Raw genomic sequence first — 23,345 nt, forward strand, 5'->3', positions numbered from 1 at the left:
CGCTATCGGATTGAAACGAATTTAATTAAGGCAGAACAGAATGAGCAAAACAGCAAATGCAGAACCGAATTTAATAAGAAATTTTTGTATAATTGCGCATATCGACCACGGTAAATCAACCCTTGCAGACCGCCTCCTCGAAATGACGGGTGCTGTCGCTGATAGAGAAAAACAAGCTCAAATTCTCGATAGTATGGATCTCGAACGCGAGAGAGGCATTACCATCAAAGCTCAGACAGCAACTGTTGATTACAAAGCAAAAGATGGACAAATATACACATTAAATCTCATAGACACCCCCGGTCACGTGGATTTTACTTATGAAGTGAGTCGGAGTTTGACAGCCTGTGAAGGTGCGTTGCTTGTCGTAGATGCCACTCAAGGTGTTGAAGCACAAACGGTTGCCAATGTTTATTTAGCTGCAGATAACAACGTTGAAGTTCTTCCTGTCATTAATAAAGCAGATTTACCAAGCGCAGATTATGAAAGAGTTTGCTTACAAATAGAAGAAGAACTTGCAATAGATACAACAAATGCAATTAAATGCAGTGCAAAAACAGGTATGGGTGTTCCAGACATTCTTGAAGCGATTATACATAATATTCCTGCACCAGATGATACGCGTGAAAAGCCTTTACGAGCGCTTATTTTTGATAGCTGGTTTGACACCTATCAAGGTGTAATTGTTCTTGTGCGCGTTGTAGATGGACAAGTCAAAATCGGTGACCAAATAAAAATGATGCACTCAGGAAAAACCTTTGAAGTGCAAAAACTTGGGATTATGTGTGTCAAAGCCTTTCCTAGAGAAAGCCTGAGTTCAGGTGAAGTGGGATATATCATCGCAAATGTTAAAGACGTTAAAGACTCTCGTGTTGGTGATACGATCTGTCATGCCAATGACGAAGTCGATGCTTTGCCTGGATTTAAAAAAGCAAAACAAATGGTTTTTGCAGGGATATTCCCAGTTGAAACCAATCAATATGAATCTTTGAAAGATGCCCTTGCAAAGTTAACGTTAAATGACAGCTCGTTAAGTTATGAACCTGAAACTTCTGTGGCCTTAGGTTTTGGCTTCCGCTGCGGTTTTCTAGGTCTTCTTCATATGGAAATCATTCAAGAGCGCCTTGAACGTGAGTACAATATGAACGTAATTTTCACGGCACCCACTTGCGTTTACATTGTGGAAACAACAAAAGGGGAAGAATTAAAAGTCGATAACCCTGCAAATTTACCTCCACCAACGAACATTGCTAAATTCTCAGAACCGGTTGTAAAAGCGACTTTCCATATGCCACAAGAACATTTAGGCGCTGTTATGTCCCTGCTCATAGAGCGCAGAGGCGTGCAAACAAAAATGGAATATTTGACCCAAAGTCGCGTCATGCTTCAGTATGAACTGCCTTTAAATGAAATGGTTTTTGACTTTTTTGACCGCTTAAAAAGTATATCCAGAGGCTACGCTAGCATGGACTATGAATTCCTCTGCTATAGAGAGAGTGAATTGGTAAAACTCGATATCCTTGTCAATGGTGAACCCCTTGATGCACTTTCTTGCATCGTTCACCGGAGCAATTCTTTTGAGCGAGGACGCTTGCTCGTTAAAAAATTAAGAGGAGTGATTCCACGTCAACAGTTTGAAGTAGCCTTACAAGCAGCTATAGGTTCGAAGGTGATCGCCCGAGAAACATTGAGTGCAATGCGTAAAGACGTCACTGCAAAATGCTATGGTGGAGATATTTCACGTAAGCGCAAATTGCTCGATAAGCAAAAAGAGGGCAAAAAGCGTATGAAACAAGTTGGTAGTGTTGAAATTCCACAAGAAGCATTTATGGCAATACTTAACCTATCAGATGTGGAATGATGAAACAGAACGGCAAAAAAATTTTCTTTCTTATTTATTTAGTATTGTTCGAATTTGCTGTTTATTTATCAAACGATATGATCCTTCCTGCATTGACAAATGTTGTGAAGGATTTTAATGCGCCAACGAGTCTGATACCTCTATCTCTCGGAATTTTTTTAGTAGGATCCCTTTCTATCCAACTCATTGTGGGCCCTTTTTCTGACCGTTATGGCAGAAGACCCACAATGTTTTTTGGTGGTTTAATTGTATTAATTGGTAATATTCTTGGAGCAGTTGCACCAAATATGCCCCTCTTTTTTGTTGCCCGCATAATGCAAGGCATGGGTCCTTGTTTTATCGGCGTGGCAGGATATGCGTGCGTGCATGAATTGTATGAAGAAAAAGAAGCTGTGCATGTGATTTCGTGGATGGCGTCTGTTGCTTTATTGGCCCCCATGATGGGTCCCATCTTAGGCAGCCTTATTATGATATTCGAAGGCTGGCGGATGATATTTTACACCACATTTATTCTATGTTTTATAGGGCTTGTGGGGCTTTGGTTTTATATGCCAGAGACCTTAAACAAAACAAAAGCGAGACCTATTCATCTTATAAGCATTCTGAAAAACTATATTGAAATAATAAAAGTAAAAAGATTTTTATATGGCAGTTTAAGCTATGGATTTTTATTCGGAGCTTTGATGATTTGGATCTCAAGCTCTCCACTTATTTTACAAGATATGCTGGGTCTCAATGCCATTGAGTTTAGTTTGGTACAAATTCCTATCTTTTTATCTTTTATTTTAGGAACTTTTATTCTTCGTTACCTTACGAATTTACTCACAATCGAAAGATGTATGTTTATCGGATTGATTATATGTTCTTTTGGTTTCTTAACCTTAATTGGCATGACTTTCCTATATCCTACAAGCATATTGCTTCTTATTATTTCTATAGCAATATTTGACTTTGGTTATGGTATTCTTGCTGCTCCACTGAATCGAATTGTCCTAGACTCAACCCATCATTCTAAAGGCATAGCCTCAGCATTATTTTATTTTATTTCCTTTGCTATTGGCTCATCTACATGTGCAATTTATGGCGAAATTTATAACGGAAAAATGTTTTCATTTACATTTTTTATCTGTGTCATAATGCTCATTTCATTTGGACTTCTGTTAAAGATGAGAAGAGAAAAACCAGAGTGATCTAAGCATTCTTTGCCCCTTTCCTTGCCATCGCTTATCGCTTACTATGAGCTATAAACTCGTAAGAATGAGGTTGAATATGTCCGCTTTGCGCTGCCAAGAAATTCTTCGAATATTATCTGAATACTCGTTAAAAGCTGAATTTCAGCACGAACGACAAATTGCTCGCGAACTCTTTTCAATTGCCACGGGCAAGGTCAACGATGATGATCCTTTTTTTGAACAAAGAATGGCATCATTTCAAGAATTTTTTATTTTTGAATATAGACTGTCTGAGGGATTTTCTGGTTCAACCGTTTTCGAAACTTTTTTATACAATGGTCAGTCCTGTTTTAATCTGGATGATATTATTAAATATGAACAACTAAGAACGTTCCGCCACTCCTTATTTCAAGTAGAGTCGCATAAAGATGAATCACTTATCGTAACAGATTTACTAGCGGATCGAATTGATGTCGTATATCCTTTGCCAGAATATTCCTTCGCAGGCTTTGATATCAAACAGATTTTTGAAGGCCGTTTAATCACATTTGACAATGTAAATTATTTTACCAAAGCTTTTATTTTACATTCTAAACTCGTAAAGCATATTATTGAAAAAAATATAAATGAATTCTTAAAAGGCAATAGTTATTGCCAAGCAAAGAATAGAATTGATTGGCGGGAAGAACTCGGAAGAAGAAATGGGTTACTTTATTCTGTGACTGAACAAAAGCTGCAAATTCAGAATGCCGAAAGAAAAAAATCAATTGATTTATTGAACGTAACAAAAAAATTAGCAGAAATGCCTCGCATAATAAGTTCTCGCAATCTTGTCATGGCTTTGGGAACCCAAGAGGAAATCTCTCCTTTTGTTCCAGAGACTCCATTTTATGATGTGTTACCTCTTCTCCATGGTCTCGCTTACTGCGAAATAAGAAGTTATCGTTACAAACACATCGACCCAATAAAAGTATATGAGATGGGAACTGATAAATCGCTTGATATCCCTGGAATACCTAAAGTGACAAAACCAACAATTGATGACGATGATGTCGGAAAATATAGTCTTAAAACCTTATAATAGACGAAATTATTATATTTCATTATTAATTTAATTTAAAAGATTTTACGCATAGTAATTTAAAATTAAGCCTGCTCAAAAGAAATTAATGTGATTTCAGAATCGGCATCCAAGCGAACAGGCGGCCCCCAATATCCTGTTCCACGACTGACATAAACCCACATTTTTCGATACAATGTCAAACCCGGATGAAAAGGCTGTATAAGGTGAATCAGCCAGGTTCCAGGCCAGAGCTGTCCACCATGGGTATGTCCTGATAATTGTAAGTTGTAGTAACCAAGTTCAGCGGAATCATATGCAGTCACAGGCTGATGCGCTAACAATACTTTCAAATCTGCAAGTTTAGGCGCACCAATGATTGACTTTTTAGGACTGCATTTTTGAGAGCGATTAAAGCGTTCTGCTTGGAGATCGGTGACTCCCCCAATGACAACGAGAGATCTGCCTATTTTTAATAATCGGTGTTCATTTTCTAAAAATGTAAAACCAATTTCTTCCATATAACGAGCCCAGCCAGATGCACCCCAATAATATTCATGGTTACCATTTACATAAAACAGACCATGCTTTGCTTTTAAGCGCTCAAGGGGAGAAACCCAATCTTTCAATTTAGCAACATATCCATCAACAAGATCACCTGTTATTACAATAATATCAGCATTTAATTCATTAACTTTTTCGACTACCCGCTCAACATATTCTTTATCAATCGTTATGCCAATATGAAAATCAGTTAATTGAACAATTTTAAATGATTTTAAATCAGGATGAAGTTTCTCAATTGGTACTTTAACGTTTTTTACATTTGGTGTGCGACGGGCATTATTATAAGCACGCCCAAAAAGGCAAAAAGCAACAACTGTAGCTATTGAAAATAAAAAACGTCTTCTCTCATTATGAATATTTCCTTCTAGACTTGGCTTTTTTAATTCATCTATGTAGTTTTTTCTTTTAAAATAATAAACAATTCGTCTAATAATATTAAGACAGTCTGCAACGAAGAATAATGTCACTAGAATTAATAATAAACCCAAGAGCACATAACTTATCCACTCTATCTGTGGAAAATATTCAGGTAAAGCTATTTTTTGCATCCTTGTTAAGCGATTACCAAAAAATCCGAACGCAATTAAAAGAATATAAAAAAACACACTAAACCAAACGATGAATTTATTTTTTGGTTTAAAGACTATAAGGAAACAACGAACCAAATAAAAAAATGTTAGAATAAAAAATATAGAAACAAGTAGACTAAAAACAGTTATTTGCATTTTCGAACCTTTTTTTATTTTTTATAAAAATCATTGAGAATATTTTCAATTCTTCTCGGCAGAGGAAAATCATCATCATATAGAACCCAATTTTTAGCAGATGAACCTTCATAGCTTTGAGTCTTATAACTCAAATAATTATCATTTGAAATCAAAAAATCCTTTTTTATTTTTAAAAATTTAATAAAACTTTGTGCTAAATTATCCTGCACAGTATCGGCTACAATAGCTGCACCTATGCGATCATAAAATGTGATTTGCTTCGGTATTATAAACTTCAAGTCAGGCACTACTTTTTTATACTTTAAATAATCGGATCGAAAGACAACTGCTGCTTCTATTTTATTGCCTAAAAATGCTAATTCTAATGGATAATCTATATTTGCACTTTGCAATTTTAAACTTTGTAACCATTTAAGACTTGCTTCTGGAATAAACCAAGAGGTGCTCGTGATTTCTTTGCCAGTTGCAAGTAATGCAAGTAAAAGTTGATGTTTTGGTGAATTAGAAACAAATACTCTTTGCCGCCAATAAGGATTTTCATCTTGATTTATTAATAAATCCCAGCTATAATCATTTCCTTTTATTGTTAAAGATTTTCGATTGTAGGCTATACCCATGGGATCAATGAGCATGGTTATATAGGATCTTCCATCTGCATTTAACTTTGATCGCTGATCGAGGGGGTATTGTGACTTCACTGCAACGATACTTTCATCTGTTATGGAACGGAGAAGACGCAGAAGAAATAGACTTTGGAGAATTCTTTCATCTGCAATGACCACGTCGTAGTTTCTTAATCCTGCTTTGAGTCTGGAATCATATTCAAAACGACTCCCTATGAATTCCATTCGCACATTTGAGTGGCTCTCTTCTTCGAATTGTGCAATAATCTTAGGTGTTAAAACTCCAATTGGGGCAAGAATATTGAGAACAGGTTTATAAGCAACTGCCCAACTCATATTTGAGACAAGACATAAAACTGCAATGAAATATAAACGAAACAAAATAACTTCTCCTTTCATCTGCAATTGATCTTACTGTGACATTATGGCACAAAAGCACTCTTGATGCTTGATGAACAGCTTAAAGCAACCAACAAGGATAAATTGAGAAATGGCAAAGTTTAGATATATCGATGCAGAAGAAAATAGCCGTGATCCTTTCGCAAGTGAAAGCGACACAACCAATGAATTCGAAGAATTGCTTAAAGATGACAAAAATATTCCAACAGCCCGTCGCTACCGTATGGGCGAGTCTGTTACAGGCGCAGTGATTTCAGCAAGTTCTGAATTTATATTTGTCGACCTTGGTGGGAAAAGCTCTGGCTCCCTCTCAACAGAAGAATTCACAAGTGCAGGTCTTTCTACCCCAAAAGTGGGTGAAAACATTTCCGCATTTGTACGTTCCGACAATGGATCCGAGATTTTATTGACACGCACATTGAGACGCAATGAAGCAGATGACTCTTTGTTAAGAAATGCTTACGAAGCCCGCATTCCAGTGGAAGCTAAAGTGGAAAAAGCAATTAAAGGAGGTTTTGAAGCAGTCATTGGGGCAAAACGTTGTTTTATTCCACTTGGACAAATGGACATAATGCATTTTGACAATCCTGAAGTTTATGTTGGCAATACCTTTAAATTTTTAATTTCAGAATTCAAAGGCCGTAATGTTGTATTGACACGTAAAGCAATTTTACGCGAAGAAATGGATAGCAAAATTCAAACTGTTCTCCAAGGTCTTGAAATTGGTCAAAGCCATGTTGCGACTATCACGCGTCTTGTCGATTTTGGTGCCTTTGCATCTATCGATGGGGTAGAAGGTCTCATACCATTGAGTGAACTTGGTTGGAAACGCGTTAAAAAAGCCGATGAAGTCGTTCGTTTAGGTGAACAAGTCACAGTTAAAATCATTAAAATTGAACGCAGCCCGAAATTAAAAATTGCTCTAAGTCTCAAAGATGCAGGCGAAGATCCTTGGATTGCCAATGCTACACGTTTGCACCCAGGTGAGGTATTACAAGGGACCGTCGTGCGCATGATCGACGGAGGTGCTTTTGTCAATGTGGCTGAAGGTGTGGATGGTCTTGTTCCAATTAGCCAGATTACTTGGGAAAAAAGGATTAATCATCCCAAAGATATCTTGCAAATTGGCCAAGCTGTAAAAGTGCATGTCCTCACAGCGGACTTGGGAGCTCATCGTTTAAGTCTTTCTATTAAGGGTCCAATGCCTGAAGAACTTGCAAATAAATTCAAAGGCAAAAAGCGCGATGAATCTTCACTCAGCGAAGAAGAAAAAAATCTTATGAAACAGTGGGAAGATTATAGAGCAAACGAAGCAAAAGTCTTTACACCTGCGAATAGAGAAGATACAAGTATTTTTGCTGCTGCTTTCAACAAAGCAAGTAAGAAAAAGTAACAAATCCTATACAGTTTTACATAAACATGCTAGGTTTGTGCGGGTTCGAAACTCGCACAGTTTTTTATCATTTAACATAGCCAAATTATTGGCTTTTCCCGTAGAATTGAAAGTTTCAAACTTCAGTTGATACGGCCCATAGAAAGGTATTTTGCTCATATGGCAAGTCTTCACTCCGACGTCTCAAAGAAAAAAGTTAATTACAACTCCCTCGAATGGCTTGACGAAGACGTAGATTTCTTATCTCAAGAAGAAATTCCTGATGGTTTTGCTGCTCTTTTTAAAGCTCAAGAAGAGTCACAAAATGTTGTTAAAGAAGGCCAAGTTGTTAAAGGCCGTATTATCGAAATCAAAGACGAAAATGTTGTTATCGACATTGGTCACAAATCTGCAGGCGAAATCCCAAAGAGCGAATTCACAGCAGAAAACGCTGTTTTCTCACTTAAAGTTGGTGATGTTGTTGACGTTTTTGTTGACGTTTTTGAAGACGACGAAGGCGAGCTTGTTCTTTCTAAAGACAAAGCAGACATGCTTAAAGCTTGGGATCGTATCTCTGAAGCATTTGAAAAAGACGAACTTGTTGAAGGTAAAATCGTTGGTCGCGTTAAAGGTGGTCTTTCTGTCGATATCGGTGTGAAGGCATTCCTTCCTGGCTCCCAAGTTGACCTTCGCCCTGTGCGCAACCTTGAAAAACTTCTTGGTCAAGTTCTTCAATTCAAAATCATTAAATTTAACAAAAAACGTGGAAACATCGTTCTCTCCCGTCGTGTTCTTCTTGAACAAGACCGTGAACGCATGAGAAGCGAAACACTCAAAGGTCTTCAAGTTGGCTCCTCCATGATCGGTATTGTTAAAAACATTACAGATTACGGTGCGTTTATTGACCTTGGCGGAATCGACGGACTCCTTCATATCACAGATATGTCTTGGGGACGCCTCAACAGTCCATCTGAAATCCTCAACGTTGGTGATGAAATCAACGTTAAAGTTCTCAGCTTTGACCCAGGCAGCAACCGCGTTTCTCTCGGCTTAAAACAATTGCAAAATGATCCATGGGTTTCTGTTGCTGAAAAATATGCTTCCGCACAACGCCTTCGTGGAAAAGTCGTTAGCTTAACTGACTACGGCGCATTTGTTGAACTCGAACCAGGCGTTGAAGGTCTTATCCACGTTACAGAAATGACTTGGAACCGTCGTATCAAACACCCAAGCAAAATCGTTAACATCGGTGACGAAGTTGATGTTGTTGTTTTAGCTGTTGATCTCGAAAACCACCGCATTTCTCTTGGTATGAAACAAACTGAACCAAATCCTTGGGAAATCGTGACACAAAAATACCAAGTTAATGATGTTATTCGCGGCAAAATCCGCAACATCACTGATTTCGGAATCTTTGTTGGTATTGAAGAAGGTGTTGATGGTCTTATCCATGTTTCTGACATCAGCTACACAGAACGCATTAAGCACCCACAAGACCTTTATAAAAAAGGCGACGAAGTGGAAGCTAAGGTTCTCCAAATCGACGTTGAAAACATGCGCTTCTCCCTTGGAATCAAACAACTTGGCGAAGATCCATACGAATTGGCTGCTAAGAAATTTGTTCCTGGTACAAAAGGCAAAGGCAAAATCACACGCATCGCTGAATTCGGCGCATTTGTTGAAATTGCTCCAGGCGTAGAAGGACTCATTCACACAAGTGAACTTGAAAATCCAAATGCAACTGTTGACACTGAAATCGACTATGTTGTTCTCAGCGTAGACTTTGCAGAACGCCGTTTTGAACTTTCACAAAAAGCTGCAACTCGCGGCCTTGACGAAACTCACAACAAGGCTATTCAAGCTGCTCTCAACAACGAAGCTGCTCCACAAAACAGTTTTGCTGAAGCTTTTGCTCGCGCAAAGGCAACTAAAGACAGCAACTAAAAAGTTTGCTTGTTCCAGTCTTTAAAGCTCTCACATGAATGTGCTATGTTCACATGATTGTGAGAGCTTTTTTTTAAGCTTTTTATTTTAAATCAAGAATAGAAAGAACGAGTATGGATGAGAACCAAAACAATAAACGCCCTCGAATTATTTTAACAGTTTTAGCGACAATAGGCTCTATTGCTATTATTTTTGTTATTTTATTTATTTCAATGTTAGCATATACTATTCATTCTATATCAGGTGGAGTAAAAAATTTATCGAGCTCTTTTAATAACTCTTCTGCAAGCTCAGGTGCGAATTTTACTGTTCCCGCAGGAACATCAGAATATATCGCAGGAGTAAAACTCACAGGTGAAATATCTGCAGAAACTGCCAATGAAGTGCTCGAAAAACTTAACACTGCCAAAGAAGACAAGAATGCAGTGGGTGTTCTGTTTGAAGTGAGCAGTCCTGGTGGCGCTGTCGTCGCAAGTCAAGAAATGTATGACGCAATAAGTGAAGTGCGCAGCAAAAAACCTGTGGTTGTTTATGTTCGCGATATGGCCGCAAGCGGTTCCTATTATTCCAGCGCATCAGCAGATAAAATCATTGCTAATAGAGGAAGTTTAATTGGCAGTATTGGAGTGATTCTCAGCAATATTGAAACAGATAAACTTATTTCATTCCTTAAGTTGAATCCAGTGACTTTAAAAACGGGTGCACTCAAAGATGCAGGCTCACCTCTTCGCCCTATGAATGAAAACGATAAAAAATATTTGCAAACCTTAATTGAAAATATGCGCTCACAATTTGTTGCCGATGTGAAAGCGGGGCGCAAAATGCCCGACTCCACTCTTAGCTATATGTCCGATGGACGGGTTGTTTTAGCGAATGAAGCTTTAAAATTAAAATTAATCGATGGAATTGGTACAAAACAGACTGCGCTTGAGGAAATTGCAAAAATTGCTCAACTGAAAAAGACCCCTAATTTATTTTATTACGAAAATATTCAACCATTTTCAGAATTGTTTTCGCAAAAATTTATCGGTGGTACTTCAAAAATTCTAAGTGAAACTGCTAAAAGTCTTATCATAAACACTGAGAAAAAATCCGAATTGCCAAAAGCTCAATATTAAAAAAATTCTAAAAATAAGAGTGGAGCTTAAAGTTAAATATAGAACCCGAGCGAGCTTCCCACGGTTTGAATCACAATCATTAAACAACCGACAGCAAGGATGAGAACCATAGGTGAAAGATCGTAATAACCCTGTTGGTTCCTCACTAAAAGTTTTGGAAACTTTTTGACTAAAGCACGACAGGGTGGAGCTGTAATTGCATTGAGAAAACCAACAATTGGGTTCAAAGGATTTGCGCCTACTAAACTTAACACACCTGTAATAACTAAACAAAGCATATAAAAATAGAGTAAATAATAAGCTATTTTAAAAATAATTTCGATTAAAAGCATATTCTCCCCAAAATAAAGAGCAGTCAAAAAAATTATAATTAGTTTTAAAGACAATGAAAAACTTTTAGAGTCAAATTCTTCTCAATTTAGAATTAATCGATAACTCCGAAAAGCAATTTAGATCATAGTCACTTAAAGAATGGACTCAATAAAAGTGAAAACAGCAAGTATTGTATTACCACCCAAAACAACAGTAGTTCAAGAAGGAGATGAGACAAAAGGTATTTATGTGATCCAAGAAGGAAAAGTCGAGTTAATCAAAACAGTTGAAGGATTTGAAATCAGTTTAGGTGAAATATCACGCGGTGACATAATTGGGATGAACACTCTCATGAGCCGTGAGAGGCACGTCTTGACTGCAAGAACGATCGTTCAGACAGTCGCTCTTTTTTATTCGACAGATTCCATTATTCCGTTTTTTAATGATGCAAATCCAATTGTCAGCACATTCATTAAAGCAATTTGTGAACGAGTCAATTATTTAAGTGACCTAGCAATTGAAGGAAAAATGAATGAAAAAAAACTCGAAAAAAATTCGGGTACTGCTCATCAACATGCTGCACAACTTGCTCATTTACTTGCTGCTTTTGTCAGACAAGGAACTATAGAACATGATGATAATAAAATTTACCCACTCAAATCATTTTTAATTAATGGTGAAATAATTCTATTTAGAAAGTTTGATTATTTGGAAAAAATCTTTACAGCCTTTTCAACAAGTGGGTTGATTAAAGTTGTTTTCGATAAAAAATATGGAAATATTATTCTAAAACCCAATGTACAATTGATCGAAGATTTCGCCATATTCTCAACAAATGTAGGAAAAAAAGGCATTGCTGCATTTGTCCCTATCAAATGCCATAATTGGATGAGCGGACTTATACGCATTCACAAACGAAATAAAGATAACAACGGTGCTTTTCCGAAGAAAGATTTTCCAAATATGATCAATCGTGAACTCGGTCGACAAGATGGTGAAGAGATAATGCATAAATTGATGGGTTATAAGCTCATTACAGAAAAAGGCGCAGATGAAGGCAGCAAACGAATTTTCTATAATGCCATTCAATTACAGAAAAGGATTATCTTTGAAAGCATTTCACGGGCCGTAAACGACCTCGACAGTGGCAAAGCTGTTGAGAAAAAAGAAGGAGGTAAAACCGAGGAGAAAAAAGGTTCTACTCGGAGTTGAGTGAAGATTACCTGAAAAATCCCGATAGGAATTAGAAAAGTGAAACTTTTAGGGAGTTGAAGTGGTAAATATCGGCAGACCCATGTTTCAAGTGGGTAGCAACATTTTTGAACTGATTGAATTCACTGCGACGAAGACAGGTGTTCCTGGTGCTTCTGACCGCAAAACCCCGATATTATATGGAGTCAATGTTGCTAAAGTGAGAGAAGTTATCAGGCTTCCCACTATTGTACCCTGCTTAACCAATGCGCCAGAAGTTCTAGGAGTCTTTAATCTCAGAGGACTGCCTATCCCCGCAATCCATCTGGCAAAAGCTTTAGGTTATGATGAAGAACCCGTGACACCTACAAGTCAAGTCATAGTGACAGAGTTTTCAAGCCGCCGTGCGGGTTTCGTTGTTGCAGGTACTCGAAGGATTCGGCGGGTGAGCTGGGATAAAGTTTTACCTCCGTCAAGCGATGCGTTTAATACAATCACAGGAATGATGCTGATCGAAAATCAAGATTTTATTTTTATTCTCGATTTTGAACGCATTCTTTTAGACATAGAAGGACGCAGCACAGGCCAAGGATCTTCTGGTTACAGTGCAAACGAAGGAATGATCCAACCTGCAGGAGGAGGAGCACAAGCTCCACCCGCTCAGCAAGGAGGAGCACCGGCAGGGAAAGGAACAAAACCACTTATCCTGGTTGTCGATGACTCGCCTACCGCTCGGCGTGCGATTTGTGATATGCTGCGGGGTATGCAGCTTGATATAATAGAATATACAAATGGTGAAAGTGCTTGGAAAGACTTGCTGAACGCTGAAGAAGGCTCAGATCTGAGTAAAGTGCAACTCATTGTCAGTGATGTGGAAATGCCAAAACTAGATGGTTATTCTCTAGTAAAACGTATCCGCGGCAACGAAAAACTGAAGAAAATGCCAATTATTCTTCACTCCAGTTTAACAGGAGATGTTAACCGCGATCGTGCTAAGCAAGCAGGAGCAGATGCTTATGTTGGTAAACTGAATCGCAAAGAAATTGTGGAAGCCCTCAAAGCAGCACTCCCACCCACTTGGACTGGCGCAGCATGAAACCAGATACCTTAACCTTTGCCCCTCAACAAATTATATTTAATGAAGGTGAAGAGAGTAATGGTATTTATCTAATTCAAGAAGGTGTTGTTGAAATCTTTCGTGTGCGTGAAGGAACAGAAGTTAATCTGGGTACCTTAAAACAAAACGATGTTTTAGGCACACTCACTGTTTTGTCAAAAGAACCCAGAACAGCATCGGCACGCGCGACAGCAAAATGCACAGTCCTTTTTTTTCAAAGCCAAGGTCTTAAAGAATCTTTTAAGGAAATTCCTCTCTGGAGCCAAGCTGTTATAAAAGATGCCATTGGGCGAGTTAAACATGTCAATGAATTACTCATAGAAGCAAAATTAAATGAAAAGAAACTTTTGCGCACCGTAGGTTCTTCTCATCACCATTCTGCACAACTTGCTTATTTATTAGCATCTTTAGTGCGCAAAGGCGCTATTTTAAATGATACTCAGGTTTCTATTTACCCAACGAAAGATTTTATAACCTGTGCAGAATTAATTCTAATGAAAAAGTATTCATATTTGGAACAAATATTTAAAGCATTTAATGAATGTGGTTTGATAAAAGAAATGGATGATAAAAAATATGGCAAGATATTGATGAAACCAAACCCTGGTTTAATGGAAGAATTTGCAGCATTTTCACTTAATATTGCAAAAAAAGGATCGCTTACATTTCTCTCACAAAAATTTTATCCTTGGATGAGTGCTGTTGCAAGAATCAGCAAAAAAAATAACAATCAAGAAAATTTTAAACGCTCTGATTTAGCGCTATTATTACAAACAGAACTTGGACGTGAAGATGGTGAATTTATCGTTTCAGAGTTAATACAGCATGGAATATTAAGCGAAAAAGACAATAATGTGAATTTTTCGACCAATAAATTACAAAAAACAGTTGTTTTCGAAAGCCTTTCAAGGATTTTAAAAGATATTACGCTTTAGTTTTGTGATTTTTTCAATTCTATCTCACTTGCTTTTTTATAATTAAATATTTAGATTAACTTCTCAAAAAATAATTTTTGAGAAATTGATCAACTCTCATTTATATAATATAAGGTAACACATGAAACATCATATTAAATTAATTACGTTTGCTTCAATTGTTTCTGTTTCTCTTGTTGGATGTGGAGAAATATTGTATAAATTACGCACTGAAAAAAAATGTGATCCAAATAATATTGAAAAAGGCATATACGCTGGATGTGAAATAACTGCAGAAGTCGAGAATAAACTACCCGAAATATCATCAAGTGTTTTAATTAGAACGAGTTATCAAGAAACTGAACGTGCTAGCATATGTACAGGTAATTTTATTGCAGAAAATATAATTTTAACGGCAGGCCATTGCCTTATAAAGAAAAACGAAGAAAATGAAATTTTAAAAGTAGTACAAATAGCGATCGACAATAAAAAAACAGTGCATACCCATTATATGGCAAAACAGATAGATGACCCTGTTTATATTGTTCATCCGCATTATAGTGCCAATGCTAAATACGTCAAAGAAACAAAAAACAAAAATAATTCAAAACCATTTGATATAAGTGATTTTGCAGATCTTGCACTTATTTATTCGACTTACAGTGCCACTGAATTAAATGCAAAAATAATTTCACTAAGTGAATCCACAAAAGCCAATGAAAGAGTGTATTTCGTAGGATACGGTCAATTGACCGATACAGATGATGATTCAAAAATTAAAGAAAAAAAATGGGGCACAGCTTATACGACTCAAATCTACAATTTGGATATAAATAAAAAACGATTCCGAGATAAAAATAATAAATTTTGGGATATCATTGATTACTGGAACAAACATTTGTCTAAATATATCTCTGGGCAATATAAAACAAAATCACCTGCTGAAAGTTTTCTTTTTACCAACGGTTATAAAAATGAAGAAGGAATTTGCAGTGGTGACTCAGGGGGAGTTATTTTTATCAAACGAAACAATGAATTTTTAGGTGCAGGAGTTGTGCATGCTTCTTCTGGAGAATGTTCTGAGAAAGTAAGTTTGAATATGAGAATTGGTGCTTATAAAGATTGGATTTCGAGTGAAAGCAAAGAATTAGAAAGAATACATCGAACAGAACAAAGAATCCAATTTGTTCCTTAACCAAATTTACCATGCACATAATCCAAAGATTTTTTATCTTTTGGATTAGAAAAAAATGTTTTGGTATCTGAAGCTTCTACAATTTCCCCACCAATCATGAAGACAGTGTCATCACTTGAACGCATAGCTTGCTGCATATTGTGTGTGACCATAACGATGGTAAAATCTTTTTTGAGTTCTGCTAGCAGCTGTTCAATCTTTTGTGTCGAAATAGGATCGAGTGCTGAACAAGGTTCATCGAGTAAAAGAATATCGGGTTTAACTGCTATGGTACGTGCAATACACAAACGCTGCTGTTGACCACCGGAAAGTCCAAGTCCAGAAGTATGTAAGTGATCTTTTACTTCATCCCATAAAGCCGCTGCTCGCAATGCCCATTCTACTCTTTTTGCAAGATCTTTTTTATTTAATTTCTCGTGCATTTTAACTGCAAAAGAAATATTTTCAAAAATAGTCATTGGAAATGGAGTTGGTTTTTGAAAGACCATGCCCACTTTAGTTCTCAGTTCAATGAGATCGACTTTTGGATCAAGTATATTTTTACCGTTGATAAGAATTGTTCCATAAGCTTTTTGCTCAGGATAAAGGCTATAAATACGATTAATTGTTCTCAATAAAGTGGATTTACCAGAACCAGATGGACCAATCAGAGCAGTAATTTTATTTTTCTTAAAAGCGATATTTATATTTTTTAAACGGTGTTTGTTACCATAATAAAAGTTAACATCTTGAAGTGAAATATGAGCACTGTCGCGCAATACGACAATATTGTCTAAGTCAGAAGGTGAATTTGTCAGAGCTGAACTTGCTTGCCCTGCAAATTCTAATTGTTTCGACTTTCGAGAAAAAATACTCATGAACGATTTCCCCCAGGTTTTGCAAAATAGCGAGTTAAGATATTTAAAAATAAAACTAAGACAGTAATCAGGAGCGCTCCCCCCCATGCGAGCTCTTGCCAATTACCATATGGACTCATGGCAAATTGATAAATTGTCACAGGTAAGTTTGCGATGGGTTGAACGAGACTCGTGCTCCAGAACTGGTTGTTTAAGGATGTGAAAAGCAGAGGTGCCGTTTCTCCAGAAATACGTGCGACAGCTAGCAATATCCCTGTTAAAATTCCTTGTTTTGACGCCTTCCAAGCAATGTGGATAATGACACGCCATTTTGGTAGGCCAAGGGCAATCGCAGCTTCACGCAGTTCATTGGGTACGAGATTGAGCATATCTTCAGTGCTGCGGGTAATAATAGGACATGCAATCATAGCTAGGGAAATAGCCCCTGCTAGTGCTGAATAATTACCCATCGGATGCACAAAAACAGTATAAACAAATAATCCTACGATAATGGATGGAGCACTTAACCAAACATCATTCACAAAACGAATTGTCGAAGCAATTTTTTTACCACGCACATACTCGGATAAATAGGTTGCCGCAAAAATACCAACAGGAGTTGCAACTACCACAGCTAAAACTGTGATCATAAAGCTGCCTACAATGGCATTGCGCAATCCCCCTCTTGTGTGTTCCGGTGGAGGGGTATCTACCACAAAGAAATTCCAATTTAGTGCGGGTAATCCTTTTATCAATAAAGCATAGAAGATAGAACTTAATATCGTAATGCCAAACAGCACTGCTAGGATACATAAAATACTAAAAGTATTATTTTTTGTTTTTCTTAAAATCAGAATTCTTTTCATATTTACGCTCCTGCACTTTTTTTATTGATTTTTAACAAAAAAAGTCTCGCAAAACCTAAGATTAGGCAAGATAATATAAAAAGAATAACACCAAGTTCAAGCAGAGATGCAGGATACAAACGACCCGTTGCTTCATTAAATTCATTGGCAATAGAAGCTGAGATTGTTGTGCCTGGCATAAATAAAGAAGCTGTTAATTGCTTTGCATTACCAATAACAAAAGTAACAGCCATCGTTTCGCCGAGTGCTCTGCCAAGGCCGAGCATTAGACTCCCAATCATTCCTTTGCGCACATATGGGAAAATAACTTTCCGCACAACTTCAAAGCGGGTTGCACCAATGCCATAGGCTGCTTCTTTCAAAACAGGAGGTACTGAACGAAACATTTCAATAAGAGTAGAAGAAATATATGGGATGATCATAATGGCAAGGATAAGACCCGCTGTAAAAATACCTATTCCAAGCGGTGGTCCTCCAAACAGAATGTTAAGATATGGAATATCTTGAACAAAATCAATCACTTGAGGTTGAATGTGATTGGCTAAAAAAGGTGCTAAAACTAAAAGGCCCCACATTCCATAAATAATGCTTGGGATACCAGCCATGAGATCAATCAGCGTTCTCACTATCTTCGCAATTTTCCCTTTGGAAATTTCCGAAATAAATACAGCGATACCAATACTTAGAGGCACACCTATAAACATAGCAATGATAGAAGTCATGAGTGTGCCACTGATAGCACTGAGAGCTCCGAAATCTCCATTAACAGGGTCCCAAACATCACTGATTAGAAATTGAAAGCCAAAGGCATGTAAAGCAGGAGCACTTGCGACTATTAAAGACAAAAAAACACAAATTAACAACAAAAACGCGAGCCAGGAAAAAGCTTTTGTTAAGTTAGAGAAAACCAGATCGCCCAATTTCAATCTCCATTTTTATAACGCAAAAAGACAACAAGTTTTGAACTTGAATTAAGTTCCTTGCTTTACCCAAATAGGTGATTTGTCTTTACTCGCTTTTATCTCTTCAGACCATTTTTTTTCAATAAATTTGTTAGTCTTTTCTGGAATTGGTATATAATCTAATAATTCTGCTGATTTCGATCCATGATGAAAGACATAATGAAAGAATTTTAAAACGTCTTTGCCCGTATCAACATTGTCTTGATATTTGTGAAGGAGTACAAATGTGGAAGCTGTGATAGGCCAAGAATGCTCACCTTTTTGATTGGCAAGCAAAATATACATCCCTGGGGTTGTTTCCCATTCAGCATTGAGAGCCGCTGCTTGAAAAGATTTTTTAAAGGCTTCGCTTACTTTTGCAGGATTCTCGAGGTCATTTGCTTCAATCTGTGGCACAACATTTCCATGAGCATTCTTAAGTCGAACCCAAGCGAGTTTATTTTGCAATGCATAAGCATATTCAACATAGCCAATTGAGCCAGGAGCTCTTTTTACCATTGAGGTCACGCCTTCATTGCCTTTACCACCAAAACCAGTGACACCCGCAGGCCAAGAGACCGCTGTTCCTGTTCCTGCTTTCCACTCGCCTCCGCTTGCTTTATCAAGAAAATACGTGAAGTTGAAAGTCGTACCAGATGCATCGGAGCGATACACTGCAGTAATAGCTTTACTAGGCAATTTTAGGCTGGGGTTGAGTTCCTGAATACGTTTATCATCCCATTTTTTAATTTTACCGCTGTAAATTTCTGCGAGCAATTTAGCATCAAGCACCAATTTCCCTTTTGTAATATTATCAATATTGACAACAGGAACTATGCCACCAATGACTGCAGGAAATTGCAATAAGTTTTTCTTTTCAAGTTCTTCATTTTTTAAAGGCATGTCCGATGCACCAAAATCGACGATTTTTGCTTCGATTTGTTTAAGACCAGCACCAGATCCTGTGGATTGATAATTGATTTTAATATTTGTTTCTTTGTTGTAATCGGATGACCATTTGTATAAAACTGGAGCAATAAAGGTTGAGCCGGCTCCTGTAACTAAATTTGTAGCATGTGCTAAGAATCCGCTCGAACAGGCAACGGACAAAGTAATTAAACGAGTTACATTAGAAAAAATAGGTCTCATAAAAAATAAACCTCACAAAAAATGAATGAGCCTGTTAGAGAGTTTTAAACTCAAGCGCCTTACCTTTTAAGAGATAGTATAAATTTATCGGAATTTATATTTGTTTGTTGTTAAAAGAATTTGGCTAAAATGTGCCAATTTATAAAATGTGAAACAAAAAAGACACATAAATGTCACAGAAAAAGTAGTAATTTTCAGCAAAATCTCAATGATTGTCAAAATTGAAATTTTTGCTATATTTAATTTGCTTTTTTCTATTTTTCTTTTTTCACTTTGTCTTTTAAAGGAAATGCCGTTTTGGAACAAAAAAACCTTTTTTGTATGTGGTCTGGAGGCCATGACAGCTGTTTAGCACTCTATTATGCACAAAAAACAAATCATGTTAAATGTATAATTACACCCATTATGGAAACAAATGTTGGTTATCGATCACAAGGTTTGTCTCCACATATATTACGGGCGCAAGCTGATCTTCTCGGAATACCTTTGCTCATTTTTAATACATCTTTTCAAGAATTTGAAAGAAATTACGAAATGACAATAGCATCCTTAAAAAAACATAATATTGAAGGTGGATTTTATAGTGAAATAACTCAAGAGGAGCGCAAACATATAAATGAAATTATCTGCGAGCGACAAAAAATGAAAAGTTTTTTCCCTTTGTGGCAAAAAAGTAAGGAAGCAGCTCTTTCTGAATTGCTTGAATTGGGTTTTAAAGCTAAAATCATTGCCATCAATGAAAAAAATTTAACGAGAGATTTCCTAGGAAAGAATATAGACAAAGATATAATTGAAGAGTTTCGCAATCGAAAAATAGATATTTGGGGTGAAAATGGGGAATTTCAAACAATTTTGCATGAGGCTCCTTTCTTTAAAGAAAATCTTATATTAAAAGAAGGTGATATCAATTTACGCAACGGATATTGGGCTTTGGATATTTCTATAGTGAATGCAAATTAATTTCTTGCATTTATTGCACGTATTTTTCCAATGTCTTATAAAAATTAATAAATGTTTTAAAACAGGCAATTTTAATTGGAGTGCAAAACATGATTCAAGGACCAAATTGGGATAACTCACAAGAATATCCAGCCATTAAAAGTAAAGAATTTGACCACGATATGCAGTCTGTTCTTCATGCAATCACACAGATTGAAGAATTATCTAAAACTATTTCTATTCAGTTAAAAAATATTGAAAAAATTGCTACAGAAAAATCAAAAGAAATTATCAAGACTGCCCAAGAAATATACAAAATTTATGACATGGCCAACAAACTGGCGATGAATTTATCCACTTTTACTCAATGTATTTTATCTGTGAATGGCAAAGATGAACAAGCAAAACAAATGATGGTAAAATGCCAAGGGCTGTATGCACATCTTGCTCAGGCATACAAACCTTTAGCACTTTTTCTTATATTAGCTCCTGATAATATGATTGAAGAGTATTTAAAAAATGAAAAAACAAAGGAACAAAAATTCCAAATTGAGCATGAGAGAAAAACAAAGGAAACACTTTTAAGTCTCGAAGAAGAAACTCTGATCACTTCACTCGCCATCGATGGGCACACAGCTTGGGACAATTTATATAATAATATAGCATCACTTATTGAATGCGATGTTCATTTGCCTACGGGCAGAGAGAAAATGGGCGTTGCCAAAGCCACGGCTCTTTTACAAGACTCTGACAGCAAAGTGAGAAGTGCTGCGTACCAAGCAATTCAAGAGGGATGGGAAAAAAACGTCGAAGTCTGTGCCCAATCGCTCAATTCCCTGGCGGGTTGGCGGCATACAATTTGTAAAAAACGTTCAACCCAAATTCCTCAAAACTTTCTCAGTTCCCCTCTTCATGAAAACAGAATGACGGCTGAAACCCTGGACACCTTGTTTTCTGTCATACACGAAGGCAAGGAGTTAGGACAAAAAGCCTTACGTCTAAAAGCAAAAGCTGCAGGACTCAAACAGTTGCATCCAAGCGATCTTTTTGCTCCCCCTCCTAAATTTGCAGAAGCAGAAACACAATCAAAGTTCACCTTTGCAGAAGGACTGCAAATCGTCATTGATGCTTTTTCTGATGTCGATCCCAAAATGGGTGAATTTGCTGAAATGATGCATAAAAACAAATGGATTGAAGGCAGTGTGGGAGACAATAAGCGCCCAGGAGCCTATTGCACAACTTTTGAAAAATCAGCGACACCACGTGTTTATATGACTTATATGGGGGGGCTGGGAGATATTTCGACCCTTGCCCATGAACTCGGCCATGCTTTTCATAGCTGGGTCATGCGTGATTTGCCACAGGTTCAAACCGCTTACCCTATGAATCTTGCAGAAACTGCAAGTCTTTTTGCAGAAACGGTCGTTAGCAATGCTCTGATGAAAAAAGCCAAAAGCAAAGAAGAGCAATTCCCAATAGCTTTCAATGATGCTGAAAATGCAGCTACCTTTTTACTCAATATCCCTGCACGTTTCCGCTTTGAAAAAGAATTTTATGAAATGCGTCTCAATCAAAACTTAAGCGTAGATGATTTTAAGCAGCTAATGGATAAATCCTGGAGGTTTTATTATGGCGATACACTTAGTGAAATGAATACATTATTTTGGGCGAGTAAATTACATTTTTATATTTCAGATTTAAGCTTTTATAATTTCCCATATTCATTTGGTTATTTATTTAGTTTAGGTGTTTACGCGCAAAGGGAAAAACTTGGCAAGGATTTTTATAAAAATTATATAAATTTATTACGAGATACTGGCCGTATGACAGCAGAAGATTTAGTTAAAACTCACCTTAATGAGGATATTAAAAAACCTGAGTTCTGGCGAGGCAGCTTAAAAATAATTGAAAAACAAATTATTCATTTAGAAAAAATATTAAACTAATATTTTTTCTAGGGTAAAAATTTATTATTTATATAGCTGTCTGCCTTTGGGATCTCTTTAATAAGTCCGACATCTTTCATCCATTTAGCATAATAATTAAATTTTTTAACATCTTGGTAACCCCATTTTTCCGCATTAGATTTATATAAATTAGCTAAAAATTCAGCAGATTTTTTAACCAATACTGGATCTAGCTCAGGTACGGATTGCAACACATCTTCAGCCGCTTCATTTGGTTTTTCGATAGCAATATTAAATCCTTCAGCTGTAGCTTTGAGAAAAGCTCTTACTTTTTCCGGATTTTCTTTTATCATTTTTTCACTGGTAATAATAAGTGGAGATGGTTTGTCAAACACAGGAAATTGATCGGCAGGACAATAGGTCTCTATTTCTACGTTTTTTAATTGGGCTGCAAGGATATTCCAACCTAAATATTCCCAGGTAAAATCGACATTATTAACTGTAGCCTGGAGAAAATCTTGCGTACCAGTTGTGAGCATTTGCACTTTTGAAAAATCAGCACCGTTATTTTCCATCACATATTTTAAAGTTGCGTTTTCTTCTGGACTCCCCCAACCTCCATATCTTTTTCCTTCAAACCCTTTAATATCAGAAATATTCGCTGACTTTCTCCAGACAAAGCAAGACGTATTCGCTTGAATAATAGCTGCTATCGATACAACAGGAACGCCCATATTACGAGCATAAATTATGTTGTTTGCATAGCTGATCCCAAAATCGGCTTTGCCAGTTCCGACCAATGTCGTCGCAGTTGTCTGAGTCGGATTTAAAATTTTCAGATCTATTCCCAATTTCTCATAAAAACCCCTTATTTTCCCAACATAAAATCCAGTGTGATTTGTATTGGGCATCCAATCCAATAGCAAAGTAACAGACTGAGCCCCACGCTCTAAACTTGCAGTAGGCTTTTTATTTTTAAAGAAAATAAAAAACAAACTCAGCAAAATGACGCTGGCACAAGTTAATATTAGGATATATCTTTTTGACATTAATCCCCCACTTATTCATGTAAATTAAGAATTTCTAGACACAATTTTTACTTCCTACAAGACATTTTGGAAGCTCATTATAAAA

General features: G+C 36.8%; 20 protein-coding genes. 12 read left to right on the forward strand and 8 right to left on the reverse strand.

Annotated elements, in window-relative coordinates:
* Window positions 1-40: 40 nt before the first annotated feature.
* The 3 genes from lepA (at window position 41) to H7355_RS02010 (ending at window position 4,114) form a co-directional block, all read left to right on the forward strand.
* Window positions 41-1,861, forward strand: a complete 1,821-nt coding sequence (gene lepA, locus H7355_RS02000; protein ID WP_186644511.1) for a translation elongation factor 4 — start codon at window positions 41-43, stop codon at window positions 1,859-1,861.
* Window positions 1,858-3,051: an MFS transporter gene (locus H7355_RS02005; RefSeq protein ID WP_186644513.1), complete on the forward strand. Its 1,194-nt coding sequence runs from the start codon at window positions 1,858-1,860 to the stop codon at window positions 3,049-3,051. The genes lepA and H7355_RS02005 overlap by 4 nt, the downstream gene beginning before the upstream one ends.
* A 79-nt stretch (window positions 3,052-3,130) precedes the next feature.
* Window positions 3,131-4,114 (forward strand): hypothetical protein, encoded by a 984-nt coding sequence (locus H7355_RS02010; RefSeq protein ID WP_186644515.1) that lies wholly within the window; start codon window positions 3,131-3,133, stop codon window positions 4,112-4,114.
* Window positions 4,115-4,179: 65 nt separating this feature from the next.
* Here H7355_RS02010 and H7355_RS02015 read toward each other — a convergent pair whose 3' ends face one another.
* Complete coding sequence (locus tag H7355_RS02015; protein ID WP_186644517.1) at window positions 4,180-5,208, reverse strand: metallophosphoesterase; 1,029 nt, start codon at window positions 5,206-5,208, stop codon at window positions 4,180-4,182.
* Window positions 5,209-5,399: 191 nt separating this feature from the next.
* Window positions 5,400-6,392 carry a hypothetical protein gene (locus H7355_RS02020; protein WP_186644519.1) on the reverse strand — a complete coding sequence of 331 codons (993 nt, stop codon included), beginning with the start codon at window positions 6,390-6,392 and terminating at the stop codon, window positions 5,400-5,402.
* A gap of 109 nt (window positions 6,393-6,501) precedes the next feature.
* On the opposite strand from H7355_RS02020, the gene H7355_RS02025 reads away from it, so the two are divergent.
* The 3 genes from H7355_RS02025 (at window position 6,502) to sppA (ending at window position 10,844) form a co-directional block, all read left to right on the forward strand.
* Window positions 6,502-7,803: a 30S ribosomal protein S1 gene (locus tag H7355_RS02025; RefSeq protein ID WP_186644521.1), complete on the forward strand. Its 1,302-nt coding sequence runs from the start codon at window positions 6,502-6,504 to the stop codon at window positions 7,801-7,803.
* A 159-nt stretch (window positions 7,804-7,962) separates the two neighbouring features.
* Window positions 7,963-9,726, forward strand: a complete 1,764-nt coding sequence (locus H7355_RS02030) for a 30S ribosomal protein S1 (protein ID WP_186644523.1) — start codon at window positions 7,963-7,965, stop codon at window positions 9,724-9,726.
* 113 nt (window positions 9,727-9,839) lie between these two features.
* Complete coding sequence (sppA, locus tag H7355_RS02035; protein WP_186644525.1) at window positions 9,840-10,844, forward strand: signal peptide peptidase SppA; 1,005 nt, start codon at window positions 9,840-9,842, stop codon at window positions 10,842-10,844.
* 32 nt (window positions 10,845-10,876) lie between these two features.
* Here the strand turns inward: sppA and H7355_RS02040 are convergent, their stop codons facing one another.
* Window positions 10,877-11,176, reverse strand: coding sequence for a YggT family protein (locus H7355_RS02040; protein ID WP_186644527.1), 300 nt, complete (start codon window positions 11,174-11,176; stop codon window positions 10,877-10,879).
* Between the two features lie 154 nt (window positions 11,177-11,330).
* Between H7355_RS02040 and H7355_RS02045 the strand changes: the two genes are divergently transcribed.
* The 4 genes from H7355_RS02045 to H7355_RS02060 all read left to right on the forward strand — a co-directional run bounded on the left by H7355_RS02045 (window position 11,331) and on the right by H7355_RS02060 (window position 15,573).
* Window positions 11,331-12,368 (forward strand): cyclic nucleotide-binding domain-containing protein, encoded by a 1,038-nt coding sequence (locus H7355_RS02045; protein ID WP_186644529.1) that lies wholly within the window; start codon window positions 11,331-11,333, stop codon window positions 12,366-12,368.
* Window positions 12,369-12,429: 61 nt separating this feature from the next.
* Complete coding sequence (locus H7355_RS02050) at window positions 12,430-13,443, forward strand: chemotaxis protein (RefSeq protein WP_186644531.1); 1,014 nt, start codon at window positions 12,430-12,432, stop codon at window positions 13,441-13,443.
* Window positions 13,440-14,399 carry a Crp/Fnr family transcriptional regulator gene (locus H7355_RS02055; protein WP_186644539.1) on the forward strand — a complete coding sequence of 320 codons (960 nt, stop codon included), beginning with the start codon at window positions 13,440-13,442 and terminating at the stop codon, window positions 14,397-14,399. The genes H7355_RS02050 and H7355_RS02055 overlap by 4 nt, the downstream gene beginning before the upstream one ends.
* Before the next feature lie 121 nt (window positions 14,400-14,520).
* Entirely contained in the window at window positions 14,521-15,573 is a 1,053-nt protein-coding gene (locus tag H7355_RS02060; protein WP_186644550.1) for a trypsin-like serine protease, read from the forward strand.
* Here the strand turns inward: H7355_RS02060 and pstB are convergent.
* From pstB to pstS, 4 genes are read right to left on the reverse strand one after another with little or no spacing between them, the layout of a single operon-like run.
* Window positions 15,570-16,430, reverse strand: a complete 861-nt coding sequence (pstB, locus tag H7355_RS02065; RefSeq protein WP_186644556.1) for a phosphate ABC transporter ATP-binding protein PstB — start codon at window positions 16,428-16,430, stop codon at window positions 15,570-15,572. The two genes, H7355_RS02060 and pstB, sit on opposite strands and share 4 nt — an antisense overlap.
* The gene (pstA, locus tag H7355_RS02070) at window positions 16,427-17,275 is read right to left on the reverse strand and encodes a phosphate ABC transporter permease PstA (protein WP_186644558.1); all 849 of its coding nucleotides are present in this window, start codon (window positions 17,273-17,275) and stop codon (window positions 16,427-16,429) included. Before pstA ends, pstB begins: the two co-directional genes overlap by 4 nt.
* 2 nt (window positions 17,276-17,277) lie before the next feature.
* On the reverse strand, window positions 17,278-18,195 hold the full coding sequence (pstC, locus tag H7355_RS02075; protein WP_222435639.1) for a phosphate ABC transporter permease subunit PstC: 918 nt from the start codon (window positions 18,193-18,195) through the stop codon (window positions 17,278-17,280).
* A gap of 51 nt (window positions 18,196-18,246) precedes the next feature.
* The gene (pstS, locus tag H7355_RS02080) at window positions 18,247-19,356 is read right to left on the reverse strand and encodes a phosphate ABC transporter substrate-binding protein PstS (RefSeq protein WP_390807796.1); all 1,110 of its coding nucleotides are present in this window, start codon (window positions 19,354-19,356) and stop codon (window positions 18,247-18,249) included.
* 306 nt (window positions 19,357-19,662) lie between these two features.
* Here pstS and H7355_RS02085 point away from each other — a divergent pair, with 306 nt between their 5' ends.
* Both H7355_RS02085 and H7355_RS02090 read left to right on the forward strand, forming a co-directional pair.
* Complete coding sequence (locus H7355_RS02085) at window positions 19,663-20,325, forward strand: Dph6-related ATP pyrophosphatase (RefSeq protein ID WP_186644564.1); 663 nt, start codon at window positions 19,663-19,665, stop codon at window positions 20,323-20,325.
* Window positions 20,326-20,414: 89 nt separating this feature from the next.
* Window positions 20,415-22,250, forward strand: a complete 1,836-nt coding sequence (locus H7355_RS02090; protein WP_186644566.1) for a M3 family oligoendopeptidase — start codon at window positions 20,415-20,417, stop codon at window positions 22,248-22,250.
* Between the two features lie 8 nt (window positions 22,251-22,258).
* On the opposite strand, the gene H7355_RS02095 is transcribed toward H7355_RS02090, so the two are convergent.
* Complete coding sequence (locus H7355_RS02095) at window positions 22,259-23,260, reverse strand: ABC transporter substrate-binding protein (protein WP_186644568.1); 1,002 nt, start codon at window positions 23,258-23,260, stop codon at window positions 22,259-22,261.
* Window positions 23,261-23,345: the final 85 nt, after the last annotated feature.

This window comes from Fluviispira vulneris, assembly GCF_014281055.1.
In the GTDB taxonomy this organism is placed as follows: Bacteria; Bdellovibrionota_B; Oligoflexia; order Silvanigrellales; family Silvanigrellaceae; genus Silvanigrella; species Silvanigrella vulneris.